Annotated in this window: 8 protein-coding genes; 3 read left to right on the top strand and 5 right to left on the bottom strand. The window is 59.4% G+C overall.

Going from position 1 to position 7724, the window contains the following annotated elements:
• Together IB244_RS22800 and IB244_RS22795 are read left to right on the top strand one after the other, a co-directional pair.
• Nucleotides 1-944, top strand: a 944-nt coding sequence (locus tag IB244_RS22800) for a tetratricopeptide repeat protein (RefSeq protein ID WP_192305667.1), incomplete at its 5' end; no start/stop codon positions are given.
• A 484-nt stretch (nucleotides 945-1428) separates the two neighbouring features.
• A complete protein-coding gene (locus tag IB244_RS22795; protein WP_192305665.1) occupies nucleotides 1429-2235 on the top strand; it encodes a hypothetical protein in 807 nt (268 codons plus the stop codon).
• A gap of 285 nt (nucleotides 2236-2520) precedes the next feature.
• On the opposite strand, the gene kduD is transcribed toward IB244_RS22795, so the two are convergent.
• The 5 genes from kduD to IB244_RS22770 form a co-directional block, all read right to left on the bottom strand.
• Complete coding sequence (gene kduD / locus IB244_RS22790) at nucleotides 2521-3273, bottom strand: 2-dehydro-3-deoxy-D-gluconate 5-dehydrogenase KduD (protein WP_192305663.1); 753 nt, start codon at nucleotides 3271-3273, stop codon at nucleotides 2521-2523.
• Nucleotides 3274-3281: 8 nt separating this feature from the next.
• On the bottom strand, nucleotides 3282-3620 hold the full coding sequence (locus tag IB244_RS22785) for a cupin domain-containing protein (protein WP_192305661.1): 339 nt from the start codon (nucleotides 3618-3620) through the stop codon (nucleotides 3282-3284).
• 11 nt (nucleotides 3621-3631) lie between these two features.
• A complete protein-coding gene (kduI, locus tag IB244_RS22780) occupies nucleotides 3632-4474 on the bottom strand; it encodes a 5-dehydro-4-deoxy-D-glucuronate isomerase (RefSeq protein ID WP_192305659.1) in 843 nt (280 codons plus the stop codon).
• Nucleotides 4475-4536: 62 nt separating this feature from the next.
• Nucleotides 4537-5448 (bottom strand): 5-dehydro-4-deoxyglucarate dehydratase, encoded by a 912-nt coding sequence (kdgD, locus tag IB244_RS22775; RefSeq protein ID WP_409564081.1) that lies wholly within the window; start codon nucleotides 5446-5448, stop codon nucleotides 4537-4539.
• 93 nt (nucleotides 5449-5541) lie between these two features.
• On the bottom strand, nucleotides 5542-6282 hold the full coding sequence (locus IB244_RS22770; protein ID WP_246734597.1) for a FadR/GntR family transcriptional regulator: 741 nt from the start codon (nucleotides 6280-6282) through the stop codon (nucleotides 5542-5544).
• Between the two features lie 275 nt (nucleotides 6283-6557).
• Between IB244_RS22770 and IB244_RS22765 the strand changes: the two genes are divergently transcribed.
• Nucleotides 6558-7706 carry a mandelate racemase family protein gene (locus tag IB244_RS22765; RefSeq protein ID WP_018858153.1) on the top strand — a complete coding sequence of 383 codons (1149 nt, stop codon included), beginning with the start codon at nucleotides 6558-6560 and terminating at the stop codon, nucleotides 7704-7706.
• The last annotated feature ends 18 nt before the right edge of the window (nucleotides 7707-7724 follow it).

The raw sequence follows: 7724 nt of genomic DNA, 5'->3' as shown, positions 1-7724 counted from the left end.
GGGCACGCATTACGGCGCAGCTTATCGACGCAACCACCGGCGGGCATCTATGGGCGGAGCGGTTCGATCGCGACCTGACCGACATATTCGCTGTTCAGGACGATGTAACGCAGCAGATCGTCGACGCACTGGCGGTCAACCTGACAGAGGGCGATCGGAAAAGGCTGGTGCCGGGGCAGACCGGGCATCCCGAGGCGTACGACTGCTTCCTGCGCGGCCGGGAGCTGTGGCATCGCCTGACGAAGCAAACGAACAGCGACGCCCGCGACCTTTTGCAACATGCCGTCGAACTGGACCCGAACTTCGCCTCGGCGCACGCCTTTCTCGCCCTGACCCACGGGCTCGACTATTTGAACCGGTGGAGCGCGTCGCCGCAGCGCTCGATTCAGCAGGCCGAAGAGGCTGCGACGCTGGCGGTGGCACGGGATGATAGCGATCCCGTGGCCCACTGGGCACTGAGTGTGGTCAGGCTTTACTCACGACAGCACGATAGAGCTATCAGCGAGGCCGAGCGTGCAATAAGTCTCAATCCGAACTTCGCCGAAGGGCAGGTCAGCCTCGGGGAGGCACTTCTCTATTCAGGCAGATCCGAGGAGGCACTCGCCTGTTTCGATCGGGCCAGGATCTTGAACCCGTACTTTCCGGATGTCGTTCTCCACTTTCAGGCCTGGGCATGGTTTCAACTGCGAAGGTACGAAGAGGCCGTTAAATTGTTGGTGCAGCGCGTGACTCGCAATCCCGTCACCGACGTCTCGCGCGCGCTTCTGGCCGCCTGTTACGGACACCTCGGCCGTTTCGAAGAGGCTCGGGCGACGTGGCAAGAGGTGCTGCGCGTCAATCCCGACTACTCCTTGGAATACCGCCGCAAAGTCTTGCCCTTCAAGAACCCCGCCGATTTCGAGCTCGTCATGGAAGGCCTACGCATGGCCGGTGTCGTACAATGATGGGTGATAAATGTCCGATCTTGAACCTGTTCGCCACTTCCACGGAAGATGAGCAATAGCCGATGCCGGCTTAACCACCACCTGCAGCGTAATCGCTAGCAAGGTCTGCTTCGAGGAGTCTGCAAAGCCTCTCTGGCGGGCGTAGCTGCCGTCGAGCCCCAATATTTGCGACCCCCGTCAAAACATCTACGGCCGCCCCAATTCGCTGAAGAGGGCGCGACGGCTTTGTGTCGGCGCTGCCGCGGCCGGCAGGCTGGCGACACGCTGTTGGGCGATGGGCCATTGATACCACGGGTGGGACCGGCAAGCTGGTGATGGCACCGTGCGCTCATTGCGGAGTTCGAGACGGCGATCCACCGCGAACTCCAGATGGTAGGCATCGCGCGGGCCAGGCCGAGGGTCGGACTAGTGGCCAGGCTTGGCAATTATCCATGAAGTACAGCACAACATATACTAGGCTGATGCGACTCCATCGGATGCCGCAGTGGAAAAGAACAGAATGCTCGTGCTATTAAAGCTGACATTGGCACCGCTGCTCGTGGCTTTTGCTACCATCGTTGCACGACGTTGGGGTCCCAAGATTGGCGGCATCGTCGTCGGGTTGCCATTGTCCACCGGGCCGATTTTTCTGTTTCTAGCCGTTGACCAGGGCTTGGGTTTCGCCGATAGAGCGTGCGTCGGAATTTTGCTTGGTTTGATTGGTCTCGCAGGCTTCGCGCTGACCTACACTGTCGCATCTCGATACGCAGGATGGTCTTTTTCCATCATCGCCTCTGCGGTCACTTTTTTCGTTGTTTCAGCCATCACCAGCAGGTTGATGTTAGGCGGAGTGGTGGGGGCTGGTCTTGGTGCCTACACGGCTCTCCTGCTGGCCGCGTCGTTGATCCGGAGACCTCGGCTAGGAGCGAGGAGGCCAGGTTCGCCTTGGTGGGATATCTGGTTTCGCATGACCGCCGCCGCAGCGCTGACTTTGGCTATCACAACCGCTGCCGAAAGACTTGGACCGACGCATAGCGGGATAGTCGGAACATATCCCGTAGTAACTACCGTGATCATGACGTTCACCCATCGCCAATTTGGGCGAGAGGTCGCCATCGCGATGTTGCGCGGCACAGTTCTGTCGTGGATCGGCTTTGTAAGTTGCTTTGTGGTCATTGGATTGACCATCAAGCCATATGGACTAGGACCCTCGCTTGGCCTTGGAGCGCTCGCCACGGTGGTCACCACGCTGTCGGTGCTTTGGATTGATCGCTTGACGGCTTCGCGCATGCGAGAGACACCGCAGATTTAGGTTCTGGTGGCTTGGGGCGGTTGCGGGTAGGAACAAATGACGGTTGATCACTAGGTCTTGGGTTCGAAGGCGCTCCCCTGCAAGGGAGTGTGCATTCGGTGGCGAAAGAGAAAAGGTGGCACGAAGATTATGTGCGTCAAGTTCAGCAAATTGGGCGGTCATGCGGCTTGGCGCATAGCGAGTTTCTTGTGCTCTCGTAGGTCGTCCATGTTGATATAGCGATTGGCCTCCATCGACGCGCTCGTAGCGCTCCGATCAGTGAGTTGCGCGAAAAACGTCGTGCGGTCATCTTGCCAGCCATCCGCCATCGACAGGCAAGACGATGCCGTGGACATAGTCGGACGCCTGTGAGGCCAGGAACACGGCTGCGCCACCGAGTTGCGCGGGATCGCCCCAATGGCCGGCCGGGATGCGGGCAAGGATGCCGGCGTTCCGGACCGGATCCTCGCGAAGCGCGGTCGTGTTGTTGGTCACGAAATAGCCCGGCGCAATGGCATTGACGTTGATGCCCTTGGCCGCCCACTCGCAGGCCAGTAGGCGCGTCAGTCCGGCAAGCCCGCTCTTCGATGCCGTATAGGAGGGAATGCGGATACCGCCCTGGAAGGACAACAGCGAGGCGATGTTGATAATCTTGCCGCCACCTCTTTCCAGCATATGCCGGGCAACAGCCTGTGAGAGGAAAAAGACGCTCTTCAGGTTGATGTCCATGACCGCATCCCAGTCGGCTTCCGTGAAGTCGATGGCATCGGCGCGGCGGATGATGCCGGCATTGTTGACGAGGATGTCGAGCTTGCCAAAGGTCGCTACCGTTTCGTCGACGATTGCCTTTGTCGGTTCGATCGATCCAAGATCGGCCTTGATGGCGTGAAAGCCAGCACCGATCTTGCGAACCGCAGCCTCGGTTTCGTCCATCGATGAGCGGCCAACGGCAACGATCGAGGCGCCGGCAGCCGCCAGCGCCACGGCGATTGCCTGACCAAGGCCGGTATTCGCCCCAGTGACGACCGCCACCTGCCCGGAAAGATCGAACATGGTCATGGCGGGCCTCACTTGAGGAATTCGGCGCGATGTGGCGTAAACGTATCGATCAGCCGACCCTTCTCGAGAGCCTTGACCCCATGTACCAGATCGGGGGGAACGATGAAGCTGCCTCCCTGGTGCAGGGTTTCCGTCCTGCCGTCGATCGTCACCTCGAAACTGCCCTGTGCGATATAGCTTGCCTGGATGTGGGGATGGGAATGAAGCGCACCGACGGCGTCCTTCTCGAAAACGACCTCGACCATCATCATCTCAGGCAGGTAGGCCATGATGCGACGGGTCACGCCCGGTTCCGGACTGGTCCACTCGGCATCCTTGGCCGGCACGAAAAGATCACTCGCTGCCATATTCCCCCTCCTCACCTAAGATCTTCGATGGCGACAAGGTCGACGTCGGTGTAGTCGACGTTGTCACCGGCCATGGCCCAGATGAATGTGTAGCTTGATGTCCCGACACCGGAATGGATCGACCAACCCGGCGACAGGATCGCCTCCTCGTTCTTGACGATGAGGTGGCGCGTTTCGTTCGGCTCGCCCATCAGATGCACGACGCGGGCCTTTTCCGGCAGATCGAAATAGAGATAGGCCTCCATCCGCCGGTCATGCACGTGGCAGGGCATGGTGTTCCAGACAGAGCCGGCAGCAAGCGTCGTCATGCCGACGACGAGCTGGCAGGTTCTGACACCGTCCGGGTGAATGAACTGGAAGATCGAGCGCTCGTTGCTGGTTGCCTGAGAGCCGAGATCGACGCGCTTGGCATCTGAAATGCCGATATGCTTCGCAGGGTGACGGACATGCGCGGGGGCGCTGAGCAGGTAGAATTTTGCCGGTTGTTCGGCCGATACGGACCGGAATGTCACCGAAGCCCCCATGCCGGCATAGACCATGTCGCGGGTACCGGCCTGAAACTCTTCGCCATCGACGTTGACGATGCCGGCACCACCAATATTGACAGCGATCAGCTCGCGCCGGGCCAGAAGCGTATCGGTCCCGGCAGGCTTGATCGTTTCCAGTGAAAGCGGCGCGGAAGTCGGCATTGCACCACCGACGATCATCCGGTCGTAATTGGTGTAGTGAAGCTGGATGCGCTCCGCCACGAAGAGCGGCGGCAGCAGAAAATTCTCGCGCAGCTCTTCCGTACTGAACCGTGAGGCCGTCTTCGGATCGATCGCATAGCGGTTGGTAAAATCAGTGTGGCTCATCAAAAGCCGTCCTTCCGTCTGTGTTTCTCAGTTCGTCAGCGACATACTGACGGTGCCGCTTGTCATCTGCGGTGCGGAGCTACCAGCTTCTCAAGCATCGAGACCTCGTCTGCTGTAAGGTCTGTCAGGGGCGCGCGTACTGGACCGCTATCAAAGCCCTGCAGGCGCACGCCTGCCTTGACGGCGGATACCGCGTAGCCCTTGCGGCGGTTGCGTATCTCCATGAACGGGAAGAAGAAGTCACGCAGGATGCGATTGGTAGTTTCGGTCTTCCCGGCCCTTAGAGCCGTGTAGAATTCCTGTGCCAGAGCCGGTACAAAGTTGAAAACCGCCGACGAATAGGTCGTCACACCCGCGCCGAGATATGCATCCGCAAAGAGCTCGGCAGTCGGCATGCCGCCGAGATAAGTGAGCCGGTCGCCGATGGTTGCTGTGATCTGTCGTACCAGCCCGATTTCGCCCGAGCCATCCTTGAAGCCGACCAGATTGGGGCAAACCTCGCAGAGCCGTGCAAGGGTATCGGCCGACAGGATGGCGTTGTCGCGATTATAGACCATAACGCCGATGTCGACCGCGTCACAGACCGCCTTCACATGTGCAAACAGGCCGTCCTGGCTGGCATCGATAAGATATTGCGGCAGCAGCAGAATGCCGTCGGCCCCCGCCTCTTCGGCCAATCTGGCGATCCGGACGGCCATCTTTGTGCCGTATCCGCATCCCGACACGATCGGCGTTGCGCCCGCTGATGCCTTGGCAGCACGCACCACCTCCGGCACCTCGTCGGGGGTTAGCGAGAAGAATTCGCCGGTACCACCGGCGGCAAACAAAACACTCGCGCCGAAACCGGAAAGCCAGCCGACATGGTCTTCGTAGACAGACCGATTAAACCGATCGTCGTCGTTAAAAGGGGTGACGGGGAAAGAAAGAAGGCCAGCTCCAAGAGCAGCCTTCAAAGAAATGGGGTCCAGTGCCATGGATATCCTCCGGACAGAACGAGAGTCGATGGCAGTGAAACTAGCAGAGATATGATGACTGTCAATAACTCATCATACGATAATTGAGATCACTCAGCCGCGCTTGATGAAATTCCGGTAGCGCTGTTGGCTTCCCTTCAGGTGGAGACGCATCGCCTCTCGCGCCGCGGCCTCATCCTGGTCCGATATCGCCCGGGCAATTCGCAAATGCTCGGATTGAATCTGCTGCAGGTACTCCTGCGAGGATCTCTCGGTATCACCCTCAGCCAAGACGCCCCTTGGAATGATCTGCTTGCCGACCAGCTGTAAAAACTCACGAAAACGGGGATTGCTGGTGGAATCAGCTATCGCCAGGTGAAACGCCCTATCTGCCTCGACCGTCGGCTTTTGATCCTGCTTCAGTCGCTCGATCTCGTCATAGGCCTCAAGAATGGCCTCTTCCTGGGCCGGCGAACGCCGTATGGCCGCAAGCCCGGCGGCCTCGATTTCGATCGCGGCCCGCAGCTCAAGCATTTCAAGCAACGAGGAGATCTTATTGGGATCGGCGCTTTTGAACCCGTCATAGGCGCCGGCCGGAGGCGTCAGGACGAAGACGCCGACCCCGTGGCGCGCTTCGACCAGTCCGTCGGCGCGTAGCGATGCGATCGCCTCGCGGATTACCGTTCGGCTGACCTCGTATTCCTGCGTCAAACCACCTTCCGTTGGCAACCGATCGCCGGGCTTCATGGCCCCTGACGCAATCGCGTCGCGCAGGCGGCGCGCCACCATTTCCACTAACGTTTCACCGCTTTTGCGTTGCTCTGGCCCCGTCTGCTGAACCACATTGCGCCCCATATTTGTCCCCGCCCTCTGTCGATCTAGACATCCCGAACGACGCCCGTCTGTCAAGAGATTGCAAAAATCCGATTGACCAGAACGCGTCAGACATATTATGACATTAGTGACGCCGTATTACAAGTAAGCATCCGGAGGCCTTCGGCAAAGGCATCGCCGCGCACGTCAGCACCAAAACAGTCCAGGCGATGACGCGACAGGACTGTGGATCGAACCTTCGACATTTGCCGTATTCCGCCACCGGCCGGACACAGAAAGAACCTGGAGGAGAAGACTTGAAGATCGTCGATATTAACGTGCGCGTCTTTGCGCACACGACCTATCGCCACGCCGACACGGCTGGGCATGCGCATCCTGGGCCGGCTCACAAGGTCAACCTTGCGCTGCTGACGATCGTCGCAGACGATGGCACCGAGGGCTACTGCTTCTCCCCGCCCGAAATCGTTCGTCCGCATGTCCTCGACAAGTTCATCAAAAAGGTCCTGATCGGCCAGGATCCATTTGATCGCGAGAGACTCTGGCAGGAACTCGCCCATTGGCAGCGTGGCAGTGCTGCGCAACTGACCGACCGGACCCTTGCTATCGTGGACTGCGCGCTGTGGGATCTCGCCGGACGTAAGCTCGCTATCCCCGTCCACAAGCTTATCGGCGGCTATCGCGACAAGGTGCGGGCCTATGGATCGATCATGTGTGGCGATGAGCTCGAGGGCGGCCTTGCGACGCCGGAAGACTACGGGCGCTTCGCCGAAAAGCTGGTAAAGCGCGGCTACAAGGGTATCAAGCTGCATACCTGGATGCCTCCGGTCTCGTGGGCACCTGATGTGAAGATGGATCTGAAGGCCTGCGCGGCCGTGCGGGAGGCCGTTGGTCCCGATATCCACCTGATGATCGATGCGTTTCATTGGTATAGCCGGACCGAGGCGCTCGAACTTGGCAAAGGCCTGGAAAAGCTGAGCTTCGACTGGATCGAAGAGCCGATGGACGAGCAAAGCTCGGCCTCCTACGCCTGGCTTGCCGCCAATCTCGATATTCCCGTTCTTGGTCCGGAGAGCGCTGGTGGAAAGCACTTCAGTCGCGCCGAGTGGATCACCTCGAATGCCTGCGACATCCTGCGGACAGGCGTGCACGATGTCGGCGGCATCAGCCCCGCGATGAAGTCGATGCACCTTGCGGAGTCCTTCGGCATGTATTGCGAAATTCATGGCAACGGCGCCCCGAACCTGATCGTCGCCGCCTGCAGCAAGAATGCCAAGTGGTACGAGCGGGGCCTCTTGCATCCCTTCCTCGAGTATGATGACGGCTTCGAGTATCTGAACGCGCTTGTCGATCCCATGGACGAACACGGCTATGTCCACCTTTCCGATAAGCCGGGTCTTGGAGAAGACATCAACTTCGCCTTCATCGAGGCGAACTTGGTCGCATGAACAAGAGGGGCTGGCGAA

The organism is Rhizobium sp. RHZ02 (assembly GCF_014851575.1).
Classification (GTDB): Bacteria; Pseudomonadota; Alphaproteobacteria; order Rhizobiales; family Rhizobiaceae; genus Rhizobium; species Rhizobium altiplani.
Note: the sequence above shows the minus strand (reverse complement) of the source record. Positions and strands in the feature narration are given on the sequence as shown.

Excerpts from the sequence above, each read along its gene's own strand:
- kduD (WP_192305663.1), bottom strand. The coding sequence starts at position 3,273 with ATGACCATGTTCGATCTTTCCGGGCAGGTGGCGGTCGTCACTGGGGCG.
- IB244_RS22785 (WP_192305661.1), bottom strand. The coding sequence starts at position 3,620 with ATGGCAGCGAGTGATCTTTTCGTGCCGGCCAAGGATGCCGAGTGGACC.
- kduI (WP_192305659.1), bottom strand. The coding sequence starts at position 4,474 with ATGAGCCACACTGATTTTACCAACCGCTATGCGATCGATCCGAAGACG.
- kdgD (WP_409564081.1), bottom strand. The coding sequence starts at position 5,448 with ATGGCACTGGACCCCATTTCTTTGAAGGCTGCTCTTGGAGCTGGCCTT.
- IB244_RS22770 (WP_246734597.1), bottom strand. The coding sequence starts at position 6,282 with ATGGGGCGCAATGTGGTTCAGCAGACGGGGCCAGAGCAACGCAAAAGC.